The following is an 18,982-nucleotide window of genomic DNA, read 5'->3' on the forward strand; positions in this document are numbered from 1 at the left end:
AGCAATGTAATAGTCTGACAGCCCACCATTTGGTATATTTTTACACTGTCAGATGGTTAGTATAATATTCAATCGATGCTTTCGAAAGCATCATCTATATATTCAAGAGTATATTTTCCGTTTTCAGACAGGATACTGATAATATCAAATTGGACTTCTACTTCTTCATCCAGATTTTGTACAAATTCATTGGCTGCCATAATCAGTAATTTTCTCTTTTTCCGATTAACAGCTTCCTCAGGTAAGATAAAGTCATCTGAAGTTCTGGCTTTTACTTCTACAATATGGATTACATTGTCCTTCCTTGCAATAATATCTATTTCCGCTTTTTGCCAGTACCAGTTTCGGGCTAAAATCCGATAATGATTTTGCTTTAAAAAAATGACAGCCTGTTCTTCTGCCAGCTTCCCAAAATCATTATGTTCAGCCATTCGTTTTATTTAAAAGTAATTTGTGCTTTATCTTTTACATTCATTTCTACTTCAGCACCTATTATCAGAGGCTGATTATCGAAAATGTGTCCGTTTGGCAATCCGTATGCAACCGGAAAATCGTATTTATCTAATTTCTGAGCAATAATTTCATAAGCCATAGGATCGAAAGAAGATTCATAATGCTCATTGGTTTTCTCATCGCCCATACCTGTCATTCCACCAACAATTAATCCTTTTATCTTCCCAAAGACTCCGTTTAGTTCCAGATTCATAAGCATGCGGTCCAATGCATAGAACTGCTCTCCGATATCTTCAATGAATAAAATTTTGTCTTTGAAATCAAAAGAATATTTAGATCCCATAACACTGTAAATCATTGCCAGATTTCCGCCTACAAGCTGAGCTTTAGCTTTGCCTTTCTTATTTAAAGAATTATTCTCAATAATATATTGAGTTTTTTTACCACTCAGAATATTAAAAATTCCTTCATAAGAAGCTTCGGAAACACCCTGAGAAGATGTTTTGATACTTTGCCCGTGAACAGAAGCAAAACCATTTTTCAGTAGATAACTCTGCAGCACAGTAACATCAGAGTATCCGATAAGGTATTTAGGATTCTTTCGGTATTTTTTCAGATCTATTTGCTGTAGAAGCTGTGCACATCCATATCCGCCGCGCGTAGTCCATATGGCACCAAAATCACCATCTAAAGCCCATTGAAGGTCAGCTAATCTTTCTTCAGGAGTTCCTCCGTAGTTATAACCATTACTATACTTTGAATAGACATTTGAGCCTAAAACAGGTTCGAAACCTTTGCTTTTTATAAGCTCTAGCGTTTTATCCAGCTGTCCCGGCTCTATAGCGCCTGCCGGAGTTATTACCGCGATAGTACTTCCTTTTTTAATCTTATTCGGAAAAACAATTTCTTTCATTATTTTTTCTGATCTGTGTTATGGTCAAGTTTATGGTAACCGCTTTCCTCTAATTTCTTATCAAACTGATTGAATTTTTTAAAACTCTGTAGGAAGATAAATACGCTGAAAGCAACCAGAATGAAGCCTACCAGTTTCCTTATTTTATTCGCAACTTTATCATTCAGTTTATTATGAAACTGTTTTGCCAAAAGAATTTTAAAGACATCAATACTGAGATAGGTAAGGATTACAAGCCCTATATATAGTAAAAATTCATCTGCACTTGGATAGTTTTTTCGTACTGAAATTACCGTTACAAGCCAAAAAAGTACTACTCCTATATTTAGAATATTGAAAAGAAAACCATTGATAAAGGTTTTAAAATAGTTCTGGCTAATAAGTTTTTGCTCTCCTTCCACATGCATTTTTGTCTTCGTGAGGATCATAAAAACAGCATACATAAGGACAATAAAGGCTGTAATTCTGTAAAAACTAGGATGCCGGTCTATAATTGTTACCAGATCGTGACTGCTGTAATATGCCGCAACAATACAGGTAATATCAGCTAATATAACACCCAGATCTAAAGCCAATGCATGTCTGGGACCCCGTGTAAAACTAGTTTCAATCAACAGGAAAAATATAGGTCCAATAAAGACCAGACTAAGCATAATGCCTAACCCTACAGCAGATAAAATTAGTTCTAACATAAATTTTTATTGAATCAGTTTAAAATCCAGCTGCTTGGCAATTATATTCGCTTTTACAACCTTTATCTCTACTTCGTCTCCTAATTGATATGTATTTCCGTGCGTCATGCCTACAATAGCATAATTCTTTGCATCAAACATATATGAATCATCTGTAAGATCACGTAATCTTATGAGTCCTTCGGCACCATTTTCAGGAATTTCTACATAAATTCCCCAATCGGTAACACCAGAAATAACTCCTTTGAAGGTTTCTCCCACATGTTTCTCCATAAATTTAACCTGCATAAATTTGATGGAATCTCTTTCAGCATCGGCTGCCAAACGTTCCATTTGGCTGCAATGCTTGCACTTTTCCTCGTATTCAGCCACATTCGGAGACTTTCCTCCGTCCAGATAATGCTGCAAAAGTCTGTGAGCCATAACATCCGGATAACGACGAATAGGGGAGGTAAAATGCGAATAATATTCAAAAGCTAACCCATAGTGCCCAATATTCTCGGTAGAATAAACGGCTTTACTCATACTACGCATAGCAAGGGTCTCAATCATATTTTCTTCTCCTTTACCTTTTACTTCGGAAAGAAGTTTATTCATTGATTCCGAAATTTTATTCCGGTTAGAAATATTCATTTTATATCCGAAAGTATGTACAAAATCTCTTAATGAAGCCAATTTTGTAGGATCCGGATCATCATGAATACGATAAATAAATGTATTGTTTGTTGGTTCGTTCTTTCTGGTAAGAGAAACAAACTCTGATACTTTTTTATTAGCCAGAAGCATGAATTCTTCAATCAGGTGATTAGCATCTTTACTGATTTTGAAATAAACACCAATTGGCTGACTTTCTTCATTCAGGTTGAAGCGTACTTCTGCTCTGTCAAACGCAATAGCTCCATGCTTCATACGATCTTTGCGAAGTATTTTTGCTAGAGAATCCAAAAGATTTATCTCTTCTGCAAGATCTCCTTCTTTAGTCTCAATTCTTTCTTGTGCTTCTTCATAGGTAAATCTTCTGTCCGAATTAATAACTGTTCTACCGAACCATTCTTTTTGAATTTCGGCTTTGTCATTTAATTCAAAAACAGCTGAAAAAGTAAATTTATCTTCATTTGGTCGAAGAGAACATAACTCATTACTCAATACCTCCGGAAGCATAGGTACCACTCTGTCTACAAGATATACAGAGGTAGCTCTGTCATAAGCCTCCTGATCCAATAATGTTCCGGGTTGTACATAGTAAGATACATCTGCAATATGAACTCCTACTTCAATATTACCATTTTCAAGTTTACGCAGTGAAAGAGCATCATCAAAATCCTTTGCATCCTTTGGGTCTATTGTGAAAGTAAGTATATCGCGCATATCCCAACGTCTGGCAATTTCCTGCTCCGATAATGTCCGGTCAATTTTTTGAGCTTCAGCCTCAACTTCAGGCGGGAAATTATAAGGAAGTCCGTATTCGGCAAGTATGGAATGGATCTCTGTTTCATGATCTCCCGGATGCCCGAGGACTTCAGTAATCTCTCCTTCAGGATTTTTACTTTTGTCATCCCAACCCAGCATTTTAACAATAACTTTGTCTCCATCTTTTGCACCGTTAAACTTAGTCTTAGGAATAAAGATATCGGTATTAATTATTTTTTTATCAAAAATAACAAAGCCAAAGTCCTTAGAAGCAATGTATTGGAATGTACCTACAAACTGAGTACGGCTTCTTTCAATAACATCTACTACCGCACCTTCCAGTTTTTTTCCTTTAAAATGAAACGGAACAATTGTAACTGTATCTCCCTGTAGAGCATTCTTTACATTTTTCTGATGCACAAATACATCATCACTAACACCTTCTACTTTTACATAAGCATTACCTGATTGGTTAAAATCTATTACACCGGTAAGAGTATCGCTTATTTCTATATTCAGGATATATTTACCCTTTTCTACTTCTTTTATTTTATTTTCTGACAACAAAATATGCAATGTCTGTATAACCTGCTCTCGCTGCCTTGGGTTTTTAAACTCTATGCCTTCAGCAATCTGTTTATAGTTATAGATTTTAGAAGTTTTCTTAGACATAAACCTTACAATCAATCTTCCTATATCATGTAATTTGTCATTATTTTTTTTACTTAAATTTCTCTTCTTCCTAGGCATAGTATAGTGTTTAAAAATTATAAACTATAAATATAGTTTATTAACAGAATTTGATTTTATTAACTCTGTTTTGGTGTCTCCCTCCTTCAAAATTGGTTGTAAGAAAAGCATCTACCATTTGCTTTGCTAAATCTTCAGAAACAAATCTTGCTGGGATAGACATCATATTTGCATCGTTGTGTTGTCTTGCTAATTCCGCTATTTCTACTTCCCAGCATAATGCACATCTGATTCCCTGGTGTTTGTTAGCAGTAATCTGAACTCCGTTTCCGCTTCCACAGATCAGAATTCCTAATTCGAATTCTCCGTTTTCAACAGCAGAAGCTGCAGGATGTACAAAATCCGGATAATCTACACTTTCAGTAGAGTAGGTTCCGAAATCCTTTACCTCGTATTTTCCATCAAGGTATTTCTTTATGATCTCTTTATATTCGAAACCAGCGTGATCCCCTGCGATAGCAATCTTTTTCATTTTCCTTTTTATTCTTTATTATTAGTATAGATACAAATTTACTCTAAATTTAATTATAAAGAACGAATTACAAAATATGAATTGCAGGACACCTGTCCGTTTATAATCAAATTCGGCTCAACTTATCAACTATATATTAATATAGGTAATCATTACAGAAACGCATCAGTAAAAGGTTTCCATAAATACGCCAATAAAATGTGGGAAAGTATGTTAATAACTATGGAAAACTATCCGAGAACTTTATTTTCTATTTTAAGAAAAATTAACTAATGAGAATTTTTAGTGAAATAAAAAAAACTTTTTTCATTTTCTTTTCAGAGGTAAAATAAAGAAGTTATACCCAGAGAAAAATAGCAACTTTATCCCTATTCATAGTTATCCACAGAGTGTGGATAACCTTATAACTCATTGATTTTTATATATTTTTAGTGTTAATAAAGTATTAGTTATGTAAAGATTAAATATGAGTAAAAATGAGCTTATTTTTTTTCCACAATTCCTAACACTACAACAGTATAACACATTCTTTTTTTTTCTTTTATAAAATTTAATTGTTAAAATCTGTGAATGCATTGTTGATTTCTCGTTTGCCCTTTTTCTTTTTTTTTCGCTGAGATGTCCTACATTTGTGCAAATAAGTTTTGTATATGAAAAGCATTAATGAATTTAATTTTTCAGGAAAGAGAGCATTGATCCGTGTTGATTTTAATGTTCCCCAGAATGAAGAAGGCAAGGTTACTGATAACACCAGAATTGTAGCGGCCAAACCAACTATTGATAAAGTCCTGAATGATGGAGGATCTGTTATATTGATGACACACCTTGGAAGACCAAAAGGTCAAAAAGATCCTAAATTTTCTCTTGAAGCAATTGTAGATGAAGTTTCTTCTGTTTTAGGAAGACCCGTTAAATTTGCAAAAGACTGTATTGGCAGTATTGCTGAAGAAGCTGTAGCTGAATTAAAGCCTGGAGAAGTTCTTCTTTTAGAAAATCTAAGATATTATAACGAGGAAGAGGAAGGAAATAAAGACTTTGCTGGTCAGTTGGCAAAGCTTGGTGATATCTACATTAATGACGCTTTTGGTACAGCTCACCGTAAACATGCTTCTACAGCTGTTATTGCCGAATTTTTTCCTGAAAACAAAACTTTTGGCTTCTTAATGGCTCAGGAACTTGATGCCATTGATAAAGTTCTTCATAATGGTGAAAGACCTATTACTGCAATTTTAGGTGGATCTAAAGTTTCTTCTAAAATCACTATTATCGAAAATATCCTTCCGGCTGTAGATAATCTTATTATTGGTGGTGGTATGGCTTTTACTTTTATTAAAGCAAAAGGAGGACATATTGGTAATTCTCTTGTAGAAGATGATAAACAAGAACTGGCTCTGCAAATTTTGAAGAGTGCTGCAGAAAATAATGTTAAGGTTTATCTGCCGATAGATGTAGTAGCTGCTAAAGAATTTAATAACGATGCTGAATCAAAGCAATTTGATGCATATGATATTCCAGAAGGATGGATGGGTCTTGATGCTGGAGAGAAAACTTCTGAGAAATTTAATGATGTCGTTCTTTCTTCCAAAACAATTTTATGGAATGGTCCACTTGGAGTTTTTGAAATGCCAAATTTTGCAACCGGAACAATCAAATTAGGAGACAGTATTGCTGAAGCGACAGAACTTAATGCTTTTTCTCTAGTAGGAGGAGGAGATAGTGTTGCCTTTGCTAAACAATATGGATATGATGAAAAAGTTTCTTACGTTTCCACAGGAGGTGGAGCAATGTTAGAAAGCTTGGAAGGAAAAGAGCTTCCTGGTGTTGCAGCTATTAAAAATTAATTTATAAGATTTTTTGCAATCTGCTAAGTATTGAATCCTTCTTTACTGAAGGATTCATTTTATACAAATATTTTGTAGTAATTATCTATTTCTTCAGATTAGATTTTTTTCTGCAGTTTTTTTGGTTACGCAGTAATAAAATAATTTCAACAGAATCTCTTTTTTCGAAATTTGTTGAAAATACCCAGATCAATAAAATGACTGTTTAGTTTATTATAAATTATTTTGATAATAGAGTAGGGGAGGATTATTCTTATTCAGGAATCTTAGTTTTAAATTTTAACTCTGTTCCTGGAAATGGAAATCTAAAATTTATTTTTCATTCGATTATTGAATTTGTTCCACACGAGTTAAATTTAGTAATGTGTTGGATTTTATATTTCTGAAGAACTGAGAATATAAATTGGAGGATCTGAAAAACTTTAGGATTTCTAAATTTTGATAAAATAAAAGAGCAAAAACTGATGTTTTGCTCTTTTTTGTTTAAAATCGACCTTCAGAAACAGGCTTTATTTCTATTTTCTATATTTTTTCGATAATATATATCAACGAGGAAAAATCACCGGTTTTTGATGCTTTATTGTTAGAAATTGCTCCGCGAATTCCACCTTTTAGCCATGAAAAGGAATTTTTCTTATACTTTTCACTTATTATAGAGATATAATAAGAGTCGAGTAGGAGAGGGCTAATTTTTTTTAAAGACCATCTTTCATTATTAAAAATAGATTTTATCCCTTCTTTAGAAAAATGAAAGATGTGACGTGGAACATCATAAGCTGCCCAGTATTCTTTGTAATACTCAGCATCGTGACTTTTATAATTGGGAACAGCTATTATTAATTTTCCTTTTGGCTTAATTTTTTTGTAAACTTCCTCCAGGAATTCTTCATAGTTGTCAATATGCTCAAAGACATGCCATAAGGTCATTGCATCTAAAGAATAATCTTCTATTTCTGAAAGGTTATTTTTGATATTCGCTTCTCCAGTTTTTTGTTTTGCTGCATTGCGGGCACTTTCATTTGGTTCTATGCCGTATACTTCATAACTGCTTTTTATAAAATTCAGAAATTCTCCAGCTCCACATCCGTAATCCAGGATCTTGTTTCCAGTTTTTACTTCTGTATCTAAAATAGATTTTTTGTATTTTAAATTGAATTGTTGAAAGAATTTATAAATCTTTGTTTTTAAAGATTTGTCTTCCTGGTGATGCGAAATGTAGTCTTTACTTTCGTAATATTTTGATAGATTTTCGGGAACAGGGAATGTTTTTAGAATTCCTTCCGAAATTTCTTTTACTTCAAATTCTTCCTGAGTGAGGAATAAATCTTTTATTTTCATCTAAAAAATCTTCTTTATACAAACATATAGAAAAAATTAAAACAACCATAACTTATGATTGTTTTAATAGTATTTTTCGTTAATGTTTCACGTGAAACATATATAATTATCTACCAAGAAAAATAAGCAGAATATTTATATCGGCAGGGGAGACCCCACTAATTCTTCCTGCTTGTGCAATTGTTTCCGGACGAACAGAAGATAGCTTTTGTTTAGCTTCTGCTGAAAGACTGTTTACTTTAGAATAATCGAAATTTTCAGGAATTTTTATGTTTTCAAGTCTATGAAGTTTGGCAACATTTTCCTTTTCTTTATCTATATATCCCTTGTATTTTATATTGATCTCGGCCTGTTCCCGTACTTCGTCTGTATACTCCGCAACCTTATTTTTGATTTCTTCTATAGCACAAAGTTTATTAAGGTCTATATTAGGTCTTGTCAGTATTTGTGCTGCTCTAAAGCTTTGATTTACAGGACTCGAACTGTTTTCTTCCAGAATTGGGTTTATGTCATCTACTTTTACAGATGTAGCCTTCAGGAATTCTTCCAGCTCTGAACTTTTAGTTATCTTATTTTCAACCTTTTGAAGCCTTTCATCGGAAGCTAAACCTAGTTTATGAGCCTTTTCTGTAAGCCTGATATCCGCATTGTCCTGGCGGAGCAGAAGACGGTATTCAGCACGAGAAGTAAACATCCTGTATGGCTCTTCAGTCCCTTTTGTAATAAGATCGTCTACTAATACACCTATATAAGCTTCATCTCTGCTTAATATAAATTCTTCTTTATCAAAGACTTTGTTATGGGCATTTATACCAGCAATTAAACCTTGTCCTGCAGCTTCTTCGTAGCCTGTAGTACCATTGATCTGACCAGCAAAATATAGGTTGTCAATTATCTTTGTTTCTAAAGTATGCTTTAACTGGGTTGGTGGAAAGTAGTCATATTCAATAGCATATCCTGGTCTGAATACTTTTACATTCTCAAATCCTGGTATATGACGCATTGCTTTAATCTGTACATCTTCCGGTAGGGAAGAGCTGAAGCCATTCACATATATTTCTATAGTATTCCAGCCTTCAGGTTCTACAAATAGTTGATGCCTGTTTCTTTCTGCAAAACGGTTAATCTTATCCTCGATACTTGGGCAGTATCTCGGTCCTATACTCTGAATTGTTCCGTTGAACATCGGAGATCTGTCAAAACCAGATCTTAGAATATCATGAACAATTTCGTTAGTATAAGTAATATGACAGCTTCTTTGTTCTTTTAATTTAGGAGTATCCAGATAAGAAAATTTCTGAGGGTTTTCATCGCCTGGTTGCTCTTCCATTTTAGAATAATCTAAGCTTCTTCCATCTATACGGGGTGGGGTACCGGTTTTCATTCTTCCGGCATCAAATCCTAAGCTTTCTAATTGCTCTGTAATTCCGAAAGCTCTTGGTTCGCCCATTCTTCCACCACCTAGCTGTTTGTCTCCAACATGAATTAATCCGTTTAGGAAAGTTCCGTTGGTTAGAACAACTGCTTTTGCTTTTATTTCTATTCCTAAAGAAGTAACAACACCTGCTACTTTGTTATTTTCAATAATCAGGCTTTTTACCATATCCTGGAAGAAATCCAGATTTGGTGTCTGCTCCAGCATTGATCTCCATTCTGAAGCAAAAAGCATTCTGTCATTTTGTGTTCTTGGAGACCACATTGCAGGTCCTTTAGAAAGATTAAGCATTTTGAATTGTATTGCACTTTTATCTGCTACAATTCCGGAGTATCCTCCCATTGCATCTATCTCTCTTACGATTTGTCCTTTGGCTATACCTCCCATAGCCGGGTTGCAACTCATCTGTCCGATGGTTTGCATATTCATTGTAACCAATAAAGTTTTTGATCCTAAATTGGCTGCAGCGGCTGCAGCTTCACTACCAGCGTGACCTGCTCCGACTACTATTACATCATATATTTGATCGATCATTTTTGAAATTGTTTCACGTGAAACATTTAGTATTTTTCTATGTAATAATCCTCCTTAGATCGCATTATTTTTTGCTCTTCCTCTGTTTTGTCTTTATAACCGCAAAGGTGTAAAATACCATGAGCTAAAACACGATTTAATTCTTCTTCCAGCTTTGTTTTGAGCATGGATGCATTATCTAAAACGCGCTGCAAAGATAAGAAAATATCACCGGATATTATTTTGCCTTTACAATAATCGAAAGTAATAATATCAGTATAATAATCATGATCTAAATACTGGCGGTTTATCTCCAGAAGATATTCATCATCACATAAAATATAATTAATATCTCCTGGTTTTTTACCTTCTTCCAGGATAAGTTGTTCTAACCATTTTGCTCTCTTTTCTTCATCCGAAACAGGAGCTACGTTTTCATAAAAATAATTTATCATAAATTTTTGTTGACAGTTGAAAGGGGTAGGGTAGGGGTATTTTCAATTATATAATATCTTAAAACCAATGTCCTAAAACTACATTGAAGATTCCCTTGCCTCCCTGATTAAGTGGTTGGCTATAGTTAAGCTTAATTTGTCCGAATGGAGAACTGTATCCTGCAGTAAGTCCTACAGAGTTATTTCTGAAACTTAAGAATTCTGTATTCTTAATATTCGGAAAAAGACTCGCTGTATTATAACTGGCAATAAGATAATAATTCTTCAGTATTCGGTACTGAAAACTATTTGTTATCCGAAGTACATTGTTATCTGTTTTTTGTCCAAACTGATATCCATCGAATGAAACAAATGAACCTAGATTTTGTTCAAATATTCCACCCAGTCTGTACTTGTAAAATTCCGGAACTTCTCCGAATGTTACACCCATAAATCCGGAAACTCTATAAGTAAGTCTTTCCGAAAATTTAATATTCAGTTTTACATTTCCGGAGACCTGCGCTCCTTTATCTTCAAGTTGTTTGTCTTTGAATAAGTCTAAAGCTTTTGCCTGTATGTCAATATATATACCTCTTGTTGGAAATTCTGTATTATCCTGCGTATCACTTTTAATAAAGATATAGGGATTGTAGTAATGGAATGTATTTTTATTGGTTCCCATTTTCTGATTGAATATATCGTAACTCAATCCACCACCGATAGCATATCTGTCTTTCCATACGGACTGAATATAAATTTCATTCCGGAACCAATTCCAGTTTTGATATACATTTGCATCCTGGTCTTTTAAGTCAAGTTTCATTCCTGAAGAAAAAATACCAAAGCCGGGAATATATCCGTTATCCATTAGATAATTGAAATAATAACGAGGCTTGTCTCCAAATACGACATCTAAACTTGCATTGGAATTTTTGAATAATGCTCTTTTCGCAGTAAGATTTGCCAAAAGCCCGGTTTTGAAAACTTCATCATAGTGAAGTCCAAATTTCATAAATATTCGGTTTTGGTCTTCTGCTACATTTAACTTCAGAATATTTCTTCCGTTGTCATTTACTATGTCATAATTGATGAAGCTATAATTGTTTGTGGCGTACAGCTGATCAATCTTATTATTGATGTTACTATAGGTATAGCGGGAAGGGATTTTAAGCCCCATTTTACCCTTGATATAGTCTTTGTTATATATATTATCGTTTTCTATCTCGAAACCATCTATTTTGTATACTTCTGACAGTATTATCTTTTTGTTTGTTACAACCGGGGCATCCTTTTTTGGTAACTGCCTCAGAATACCGGAATAACGTAAGGTTTCTTCATAACCTGCTTTAATGGTTTTATCTTTTTCTTCAAAGCTGGTTACATTGACTCCGGTAAGAACAGGCTGAATATTGATATCTGTATAGGGTAATTGTTTTCTGGTTTCTTTAGAAATACCAAATGTGATAATCTGATTGAGGATAGATACAATATTGTTTAACTGGTCTCTCTTTTCAAATCCCTGGTCAAGATTTATTCCAATTACAATGTCCATTCCTTTCTTTTTTAGTGGACCGGAAGGATAATTAATTGTTATACCGCCATCAACATAAAGACTGTCTCCGATTTTTACAGGATCCAAAAGTCCGGGAAAAGCAGAACTTGCCATAATAGCCTGAGATAAATCTCCGGATTCAAGTTGCTTTACGCCGCCGGTTTCAATATTGGTTGCTATACAAAAGAAGGGGATAGGAAGTTTGCTGAAGTCCTGAACGGAAGAATAGTTCTGAAATAACTCTTTGAACATAGCCAGATTTTTCTGACCTGAAGAAATACTTGAAGGTAATACGATTTTTCCCTTCTGTATTGGGATTTTCAAAAGATACTTATCTACATTTTTACTGAAAAAAGAGGTTTGCTGGCGTGGACTGGAACTGCTCAAGACATTATAAAAGTCTGTATTCAGGATAATGTTTTCAATATCTTTTCCTGTGTATCCGGTTGCATATAATCCTCCAATAATTGCACCCATGCTGGTTCCGCCAATATAATCTACTTTAACCCCCATGGAATCCAAAACTTTGAGAACTCCTATGTGGGCAAAACCTTTTGCACCGCCACCACTTAGTGACAATCCTATCTTTGGATGCGGAGGGATGACTAAGTTTTCTTTAACCTGAGAATAGCTAAAGATGCTTATAATAACCCCAAGAAAAAGAAATAGTTTTTTCATCCCTATATTGTATTTAATTTTATCGATGAAATAGAGAAAAATAGTATTTTATTTCATCAGTCTTTTATATATATTCTTTTTACACGTCTAGAAACTGAAGTTAGCACTTCGTAAGGAATCGTCTGACAATATTCAGCAAATTTTTCCAGACTTGGATTTCCATTAAAGATAATGACATCATCACCTTCTTCTATAGGATCATTGCCAATGTCTACCATCAGCATATCCATGCATACATTTCCCTGGATGGGATAAAGCTTTCCTTTAATGCCAACAAAGCCTTTTCCGTTACTTAGTAATCGTGGTATACCATCGGCATATCCAACAGCTATTGTAGCAATATTAGTATCATTTGTAGCTTTAAACCTTCTGTTATAACCTAGTGATTCTCCGGGGTGTAATGGAGAAATCTGAGTAATAACTGTTTTAAAACATACAGCACTTTGTAATAGAGGTTGTATAGCTGGGTTTGTTGTATGACCAATCATTCCGATACCAATTCTTACCATATCAAACTGATATTCGGAATAATTTGTAATTCCCGGTGAATTTAGACAATGTCTTAATGGTTTATCTTCTATTCTGGCTAATATATAGTCTGAATTATCTGTGTATAGTTTAATCTGGGCTAAAGTATATTCTCTTTCTTCCGGATCGTCAGCCGAAGAAAGATGAGTGAAAATACTGGCTATTCTGAGGTTGTTTTCCTTAATTTTGAGAAGAAGTTCATCCAGGTCTTCTCTGCGGAAACCCAGACGGTGCATACCGGTTTCCAATTTTATGTGGATAGGATACTTTTCGTGGATTCCTTTTTTTCTTAAAGCTTTAAGGAAAAGATCTAAAACTTTAAAACTATAGATTTCCGGTTCCAGTTGATAATCGATAATGGTATCATAACTATTGAGCTCTGGATTCATTACCATAATAGGTAAGGTTACCTTATTTTTTCTTAGGTCTACACCTTCATCTGCATAAGCAACGCCCAGATAATTGATATTATGATGTTGTAAAAACTCTGCAATTTCATAACCGCCTAATCCATAAGAGTAAGCTTTTACCATAGCCATCATTTTGGTTTCCGGCTTTAAAAAATTTCTGTGAACATTAATGTTATGTAGAATAGCATTTAGATTTACTTCCAGAACAGTATCATGAGACTGAAGCTCTAACTCTTTTTTTAGATTTTCAAGCTCAAATTTACGAGCCCCTTTCAATAATATCAATGAATTTTCAATACTGTTAAATTCTTGATCTTCAATTAATTCCTGAATATTATCGAAAGAAAAGGTTTTAGAATTAAATAGATGAGCAAACTTTGTTATTTCTGTTCCTATCAGGTATATTTTACCTAACGAATGTTCGTTAACTAAATCTGAAACGGTATGATACAGATGTTCAGAATTATCTTTTACATCATGTATATCTGTAAGAACCAATACCTTTTGTGATTTATTTCCATACTGGTTTAATGTACTCAATGCTATTTTTAGAGAATCGAGATCCAGATTATAGGAGTCATTAATAATAAGGTTGTCTCTTTCTCCTTTAATGCTCTCCATACGCATTTCCACAGCCTGCAAATTGTTGATTTTGTCTACAATTTTTGAATGTGAAATTTTTAAAAAGTTAAGAACTGCAATAACAGCTAATGCATTGTGCAGAGTAGCCTGATCCCGATTGGTAAAAGGAATCTGAATATGTCCATCTAAAAGTTTGATATTAAAGGCCTCTTTCTGATCTATAGGGCTTTCAATTAAAATATCGTTTGATATGTCTAACCCGTAAGAAATCAGAGTTTTATTATTGTATAAACTCTGTATTTTGGATTTTACCAAAAGGTGATCTCCGTTATAAATAATAACTTCTGATTTTTCAAAAAGCTTTAGCTTTTCATTCAGAAGCTGTTCTTCATTCTCAAAATATTCTGAGTGCGCCGAACCAAGATGTGTGAATACTCCAATCTGAGGTGAAAACACTTCAGATTGTTTTTCCATTTCGTGAGGTTTGGAAATTCCAACTTCAAAGATTCCAAGTTCATCATTATTATTAGCCTGCAGTATAGATAGGGGAAGTCCTATCTGGGAGTTATAACTTTTTGGACTTTTTACAACTCTCATTTCATCCCATAAACATTGATATAACCATTCTTTTACAATAGTCTTACCGTTACTTCCGGTAATACCAATGGTTTTAATATTTAGATTTTGAAGATGATGATGTGCTAACTGTCTAAGAAAATTCTGCGTATCAGAAGTTATGATCCAGGTTATATCCTGTCCGGAAGATTCATATATTTCATCGGCTATAATTACCTTTATTCCTTTCTCTATAGCTTCTTTAATATATTTGGAACCATTACTTTTCTGAGTCTTCAGAGCAATGAAGGCATTATTTTTTGAAGAAAAAATAAGCCTGCTGTCGAAAATTAATTGTTCAACAACTTCATTTTTATTTCCGGTAATCCGGGAGTTGGTCATTGAAGCTAACTCCTGTGCAGTATATCTCATTTATTTTTCTCTTGCTTTTGCATCTCTTCCCAAAAGATACGGCGGCTAACAGCTTCATAGCTGTCTGTTTCTCCTAGCTGAACCAAATCTTTGCTGGCAGATGTTCTTAATGAATAATTGGCTAAATTTCCTGTTCTTTTACAAATGGCGTGAACTTTTGTAACATATTCGGCTGTTGCCATAAGATTAGGCATAGGACCAAAAGGGCGACCCATAAAATCCATATCCAGCCCGGCAATAACGACTCTTGTTCCGCTGTTGGCTAACTGATTGGCAACTTCTACAACGCTTTCATCAAAAAATTGTGCTTCATCAATACCCACAACGTCACAATTGGATCCCAGTAACAGAATTTCATTAGGAGTATCTACAGCTGTACTCCGGATCTTGTTATCATTATGCGAAACGATATCTTCATCGGAGTAACGAACATCAATTTTTGGTTTAAAAATTTCTACTTGCTGACCTGCCATTTCTGCTCTGCGCAGACGCCTAATTAGCTCTTCCGTTTTACCGGAAAACATTGAGCCACATATCACTTCCATCCACCCGCTTTGCTTGGCGTGGTTAATTGTATTTTCTAAAAACATTTGTTAACTTAGCACATATTATTCCACATCAAAATTACATAAAATAATGATGCAAAACTCTCATGACATTCAGGACAGGATCCTTGAAGACGTAAAAAAAATTGCCTCTGATATCGCTTCTGTTGAATCAACGGCAGGATTAATTACTAATTATCAGAAAGTTCAGGAGCTATATGAAAAAGTAGCTTTTCTGAAAATGCTGGAGGTAGAAAGTATTGATATCCATCAGAGAAAAAATGAATTGGAAGCTATGATTGAGGCTAATCCTACTCATGATAAATCTGAAGAGGCTCTTGAAAAAGAAAGAGAGGTAGAAGCTGAATTTGAAGAAGATCTTACCAAAGATGAAGCTTCTGTAGAAATTGCAGAGATTACCGATGAAGAAATACCAGCTGAAAAAATAAATGCAGTAGTTCCGAAAACAGAGAATATCATAGAAAATGATTATTCTGAGGAAGAAGAATATGTAAATACTTTGGAAGAAGATCAACATGAATTTCCTGAAGAGATAGTTGCAGAAGAGGAACAAACTGAACCTGTTGCTGAAACTGAAGAAATCTCTGAAGAATCTAAGGAAGATGTATCAATAACTGAGACTGAAGCAGAACCTGTGATTATGGAAGAGGAAACGGTTGTAGCAGCAGCAGCAGAAGAAGAAGAAGAAGAAGAAGAAGAAGAAGAGGTTATGAATGAAACAGAGATCACTGAGGAGACTGTTTCAACAGAAGAAGAGCATGCTGATGAAGAGAAAGAAGTTACAAAAGAACCGGAATATCAGATCAAAGAATTATTTATAAGGGAAGAGGAAGATTCCTCACATTTGGATGAAGAAGCTGCTCATAAAGTCAAGCTAGCTTCCATCAAGGGATTGAAACCAATTTCCAGAGAAGAAATAACAAATACTACAGAAAATAATGAGGTACCTGAAAAGGTAAATGAGTATGTAAATACAGAAGAAAATACTGCGTTTATACCAACAAATACTAATACCTCAGTTCAAACAGGACAATTCAGACTGGACCTGAACGACAGGATGGCGTTCCTGAAAAAATTATTCAATAACGATGAAGTAGAAATGAAATACGTATTAGAAAGATTAAATGAAGCCCGGACTTTAGATGATGCAAAAGAATATCTTAGCGATCTGTACTATGACAGAGATTGGAAGCCGGTAGACGAGTATGCGCAAAGATTATGGTCACTAGTAGAAAGCCGTTTTAGATAATGAGTGGCATATTATACTTTGTACCAACACCGGTAGGTAATCTGGAAGATATGACTTTCAGAGCAATAAAAGTTTTAAAAGAAGTCGATTATATACTCTGTGAAGATACCCGTACTTCAGGGATTCTTCTTAAACATTATGAGATATCAAAGCCTCTGAAATCATATCATTTGCATAATGAACATCAGGCTACAGAGAAAGTTGTTCAGGATCTTAAAAATGGGCAGAATATAGCTATTATTACTGATGCCGGAACTCCCGGAATATCGGATCCTGGTTATCTTCTGGCAAAAGCAGGTCGGGATAATGATATTGAAATGATCTGTCTTCCCGGAGCGACAGCTTTTGTTCCTGCTTTAGTTGTTTCAGGACTTCCTAATCACGATTTCTATTTTGCCGGGTTTTTGCCACAGAAAAAAGGGCGTCAGACGAAGCTAAAACAATTGGCTGAAGAGAAGAAAACAATTGTTCTTTATGAAAGCCCGCATAAGATTAATACCACACTGGAACAGATAAAAGAATTCTTCGGAGAACAGACGCAGGTAAGTCTAAGTCGTGAGATTTCCAAAAAATTTGAAGAAACTAAACGCGGAACTATTGATGAATTAATAGAGTTTTCTAAAAGCAAAACGCTAAAAGGAGAAATTGTTCTGATTGTAAATAATTCGGTATAAATGTGAGAAAGAATTTATCTTTTATTTCAGCATTCTTCTGGTTGATTGGCTTTTCTCAAAGTGATCTGAAGTTACAATATGATTTAAGAGATAAATTAAAACTCGATATTGACCGGTTTGATGGAGGATATGCTGTTTTCAAAAAAGCAAATTTTTCAGGGATAATAGACTCTACAGGAACTATAACGCTGCAGCCTGTAAATGGATATTTAGTACCCTTTAGAAAAGGATATTTTTTTCATTATACCGGGGGAAATAATAATAGAAAAGTCGGATTGATAAATTTCAAAGGGGATTATAAAATTCCTTTGAGCAATTATGATTTTGGTTTATCCTGGAATAGTGAGAATGGTTACCTGGTAGTCTCCCAAAATAAAAAGTTTGGATTAGTCAATTATCTTAGTGATAAATCTGAATTAGATTTCCTTTACGACTCCATTGAATATGCCGGAGAAAGCATGTTTTTTGTGAAAAAGGGCAATAAATGGGCTATTTACAATCCTGAAAAAGGATTTGTTTCTGATTTCGTTTATCAAAGAAATTCATATTATACAAAGGAAAAGTCTTGTGTGGAAGTTGGCAGAAATCAATATTTTTTAGTTGATAAAGAGAATAGAATTCTTTTAAAATCAAAATATGAGCTAATCAATACTGAAGCAAGTAACGATTACTTTGTAAGCCTGGACAGAAATATAGATAAAGAAGGGCTAATAGATTCCGAAGGAAAAGAAGTTCTGCCATTGGAATATTCGCATATCACTATTTATGGAGATTATGCCATTATGGATAAAAACAATACCCAGTTTTTTCTATTCAATTTAAAAACAAAAGAGAATAAGAAAATAAAAGAAGGGAGTATATCTTTTTTGTTTGACGGATACTTCTTATTGAATGTTAAAAATCAGGAATTTATTATTGATGATTCCCTGAATAAGACTGTTAATGAAAGCTTTGACAGAGTCACTTTTATTTCAACAGATAAATTACAATATCTTATTACCAAGAAAAATAAAATAAATAACCTGCTGAATAAGAATTTTCAACAGGTTTTCTCTGATGGTTTTACTATTTACGCATTGGATGAAAATCAGCTGGTGGTTAAAAACAAAAACGGTTACCAACGTCTGGAATGGAATACATGGAAAATGGAACCTTTAAATTTTGATGAAGTTTTACCAGCATCTGACCCTTTCTTTTTTCGAGTACAGAAAAATATAGGCTTAATTGCTAAAAAGGGTGGGAAATATGGCTTTATTGAACCCAGTGGGAAAGAGGTTTTACCTTTTATATATGAAGAAATTGCCGGCTTTAGGAATAACATGGCTTTTGTAGTCAAACTGAACGGTAAATACGGTCTTGTCAACAATAGAAATGAAATCGTAAGGCCTTTTGTATATGATTCTTACGGATTTAGTAAAGAATATATGTACCTTTCGGATAAAGGAAAAAAAGAAATAATATCTACTTTAAATTAAAATAAACACAATTATTTAAAATGAAAGTTG

Annotated in this window: 15 protein-coding genes; 4 read left to right on the top strand and 11 right to left on the bottom strand. The window is 34.1% G+C overall.

Features of this window, described 5'->3' with window-relative positions:
• Positions 1–68: 68 nt before the first annotated feature.
• Genes ATE49_RS16780 through rpiB form a run of 5 tightly spaced genes read right to left on the bottom strand, consistent with a single transcriptional unit; the run spans position 69 to position 4,690 of the window.
• Positions 69–431, bottom strand: a complete 363-nt coding sequence (locus tag ATE49_RS16780; RefSeq protein WP_059345803.1) for a YraN family protein — start codon at positions 429–431, stop codon at positions 69–71.
• Between the two features lie 5 nt (positions 432–436).
• On the bottom strand, positions 437–1,366 hold the full coding sequence (locus tag ATE49_RS16785) for a S66 peptidase family protein (protein WP_065083027.1): 930 nt from the start codon (positions 1,364–1,366) through the stop codon (positions 437–439).
• The gene (locus tag ATE49_RS16790) at positions 1,366–2,058 is read right to left on the bottom strand and encodes a LysE family translocator (protein WP_034871950.1); all 693 of its coding nucleotides are present in this window, start codon (positions 2,056–2,058) and stop codon (positions 1,366–1,368) included. The genes ATE49_RS16785 and ATE49_RS16790 overlap by 1 nt, the downstream gene beginning before the upstream one ends.
• 6 nt (positions 2,059–2,064) lie before the next feature.
• Positions 2,065–4,218, bottom strand: coding sequence for a ribonuclease R (gene rnr, locus ATE49_RS16795; RefSeq protein ID WP_045182708.1), 2,154 nt, complete (start codon positions 4,216–4,218; stop codon positions 2,065–2,067).
• A gap of 40 nt (positions 4,219–4,258) precedes the next feature.
• Entirely contained in the window at positions 4,259–4,690 is a 432-nt protein-coding gene (rpiB, locus tag ATE49_RS16800) for a ribose 5-phosphate isomerase B (protein ID WP_065083028.1), read from the bottom strand.
• 650 nt (positions 4,691–5,340) lie between these two features.
• On the opposite strand from rpiB, the gene ATE49_RS16805 reads away from it, so the two are divergent.
• Positions 5,341–6,531 carry a phosphoglycerate kinase gene (locus ATE49_RS16805; RefSeq protein WP_065083029.1) on the top strand — a complete coding sequence of 397 codons (1,191 nt, stop codon included), beginning with the start codon at positions 5,341–5,343 and terminating at the stop codon, positions 6,529–6,531.
• A 522-nt stretch (positions 6,532–7,053) separates the two neighbouring features.
• Here ATE49_RS16805 and ATE49_RS16810 read toward each other — a convergent pair.
• From ATE49_RS16810 to ATE49_RS16835, 6 genes are all read right to left on the bottom strand, one after another.
• Positions 7,054–7,869, bottom strand: a complete 816-nt coding sequence (locus ATE49_RS16810; protein ID WP_065083030.1) for a class I SAM-dependent methyltransferase — start codon at positions 7,867–7,869, stop codon at positions 7,054–7,056.
• A gap of 106 nt (positions 7,870–7,975) precedes the next feature.
• Positions 7,976–9,838, bottom strand: a complete 1,863-nt coding sequence (gene mnmG, locus ATE49_RS16815; protein ID WP_065083031.1) for a tRNA uridine-5-carboxymethylaminomethyl(34) synthesis enzyme MnmG — start codon at positions 9,836–9,838, stop codon at positions 7,976–7,978.
• Between the two features lie 26 nt (positions 9,839–9,864).
• Complete coding sequence (gene ybeY / locus ATE49_RS16820) at positions 9,865–10,272, bottom strand: rRNA maturation RNase YbeY (protein ID WP_065083032.1); 408 nt, start codon at positions 10,270–10,272, stop codon at positions 9,865–9,867.
• A 58-nt stretch (positions 10,273–10,330) separates the two neighbouring features.
• Entirely contained in the window at positions 10,331–12,481 is a 2,151-nt protein-coding gene (locus ATE49_RS16825; RefSeq protein WP_065083033.1) for a patatin-like phospholipase family protein, read from the bottom strand.
• A gap of 56 nt (positions 12,482–12,537) precedes the next feature.
• The gene (locus tag ATE49_RS16830; RefSeq protein WP_065083034.1) at positions 12,538–14,988 is read right to left on the bottom strand and encodes a bifunctional UDP-N-acetylmuramoyl-tripeptide:D-alanyl-D-alanine ligase/alanine racemase; all 2,451 of its coding nucleotides are present in this window, start codon (positions 14,986–14,988) and stop codon (positions 12,538–12,540) included.
• Complete coding sequence (locus tag ATE49_RS16835) at positions 14,985–15,578, bottom strand: thymidine kinase (protein ID WP_024563852.1); 594 nt, start codon at positions 15,576–15,578, stop codon at positions 14,985–14,987. Before ATE49_RS16835 ends, ATE49_RS16830 begins: the two co-directional genes overlap by 4 nt.
• Before the next feature lie 46 nt (positions 15,579–15,624).
• Here ATE49_RS16835 and ATE49_RS16840 point away from each other — a divergent pair, with 46 nt between their 5' ends.
• The 3 genes from ATE49_RS16840 to ATE49_RS16850 are packed head-to-tail and all read left to right on the top strand — an operon-like array spanning position 15,625 to position 18,952.
• The gene (locus ATE49_RS16840; protein WP_065083035.1) at positions 15,625–16,803 is read left to right on the top strand and encodes a hypothetical protein; all 1,179 of its coding nucleotides are present in this window, start codon (positions 15,625–15,627) and stop codon (positions 16,801–16,803) included.
• Positions 16,803–17,477 (top strand): 16S rRNA (cytidine(1402)-2'-O)-methyltransferase, encoded by a 675-nt coding sequence (rsmI, locus tag ATE49_RS16845; RefSeq protein WP_059345814.1) that lies wholly within the window; start codon positions 16,803–16,805, stop codon positions 17,475–17,477. Before ATE49_RS16840 ends, rsmI begins: the two co-directional genes overlap by 1 nt.
• 2 nt (positions 17,478–17,479) lie before the next feature.
• A complete protein-coding gene (locus ATE49_RS16850) occupies positions 17,480–18,952 on the top strand; it encodes a WG repeat-containing protein (RefSeq protein ID WP_065083036.1) in 1,473 nt (490 codons plus the stop codon).
• Positions 18,953–18,982: the final 30 nt, after the last annotated feature.

The organism is Elizabethkingia miricola, from assembly GCF_001675285.1.
GTDB classification, from domain to species: domain Bacteria; phylum Bacteroidota; class Bacteroidia; order Flavobacteriales; family Weeksellaceae; genus Elizabethkingia; species Elizabethkingia miricola.

Excerpts from the sequence above, each read along its gene's own strand:
- ATE49_RS16780 (WP_059345803.1), bottom strand. The coding sequence starts at position 431 with ATGGCTGAACATAATGATTTTGGGAAGCTGGCAGAAGAACAGGCTGTC.
- ATE49_RS16785 (WP_065083027.1), bottom strand. The coding sequence starts at position 1,366 with ATGAAAGAAATTGTTTTTCCGAATAAGATTAAAAAAGGAAGTACTATC.
- ATE49_RS16790 (WP_034871950.1), bottom strand. The coding sequence starts at position 2,058 with ATGTTAGAACTAATTTTATCTGCTGTAGGGTTAGGCATTATGCTTAGT.
- rnr (WP_045182708.1), bottom strand. The coding sequence starts at position 4,218 with ATGCCTAGGAAGAAGAGAAATTTAAGTAAAAAAAATAATGACAAATTA.
- rpiB (WP_065083028.1), bottom strand. The coding sequence starts at position 4,690 with ATGAAAAAGATTGCTATCGCAGGGGATCACGCTGGTTTCGAATATAAA.
- ATE49_RS16805 (WP_065083029.1), top strand. The coding sequence starts at position 5,341 with ATGAAAAGCATTAATGAATTTAATTTTTCAGGAAAGAGAGCATTGATC.
- ATE49_RS16810 (WP_065083030.1), bottom strand. The coding sequence starts at position 7,869 with ATGAAAATAAAAGATTTATTCCTCACTCAGGAAGAATTTGAAGTAAAA.
- mnmG (WP_065083031.1), bottom strand. The coding sequence starts at position 9,838 with ATGATCGATCAAATATATGATGTAATAGTAGTCGGAGCAGGTCACGCT.
- ybeY (WP_065083032.1), bottom strand. The coding sequence starts at position 10,272 with ATGATAAATTATTTTTATGAAAACGTAGCTCCTGTTTCGGATGAAGAA.
- ATE49_RS16825 (WP_065083033.1), bottom strand. The coding sequence starts at position 12,481 with ATGAAAAAACTATTTCTTTTTCTTGGGGTTATTATAAGCATCTTTAGC.
- ATE49_RS16830 (WP_065083034.1), bottom strand. The coding sequence starts at position 14,988 with ATGAGATATACTGCACAGGAGTTAGCTTCAATGACCAACTCCCGGATT.
- ATE49_RS16835 (WP_024563852.1), bottom strand. The coding sequence starts at position 15,578 with ATGTTTTTAGAAAATACAATTAACCACGCCAAGCAAAGCGGGTGGATG.
- ATE49_RS16840 (WP_065083035.1), top strand. The coding sequence starts at position 15,625 with ATGATGCAAAACTCTCATGACATTCAGGACAGGATCCTTGAAGACGTA.
- rsmI (WP_059345814.1), top strand. The coding sequence starts at position 16,803 with ATGAGTGGCATATTATACTTTGTACCAACACCGGTAGGTAATCTGGAA.